1 protein-coding gene is annotated in these 248 nt (G+C 31.5%); it reads left to right on the forward strand.

Annotated features, from left to right (window positions below; all coding sequences use genetic code 11):
• The first annotated feature begins 45 nt into the window (after positions 1-45).
• A complete protein-coding gene (locus M901_RS13350; RefSeq protein ID WP_021278736.1) occupies positions 46-246 on the forward strand; it encodes a hypothetical protein in 201 nt (66 codons plus the stop codon).
• Positions 247-248 lie beyond the last annotated feature (2 nt).

The following is a 248-nucleotide window of genomic DNA, read 5'->3' on the forward strand; positions in this document are numbered from 1 at the left end:
CGTTATTATGATAAAAAAGAAAAGAACCATGCCTAAGGAATAAGCTTGAATTTCGTATCGCTTGAAAATACATACCACCTCTTAATTACTATCTTCTTTATTAGTGTTTACTTCTTAGTAAATTTTAAGATCAAGCGTACAGAGAAGAAGCGTCTAAAAGGTATTAAAAATAGAGAGATCAATGACGCTATTGAAACAGAGTCTCCCTATAAGAACCAGAAAAAGTACTCAAGCAATATGGAATAGAT

Source organism: Bacteriovorax sp. DB6_IX (genome assembly GCF_000447775.1).
Lineage (GTDB): Bacteria > Bdellovibrionota > Bacteriovoracia > Bacteriovoracales > Bacteriovoracaceae > Halobacteriovorax_A.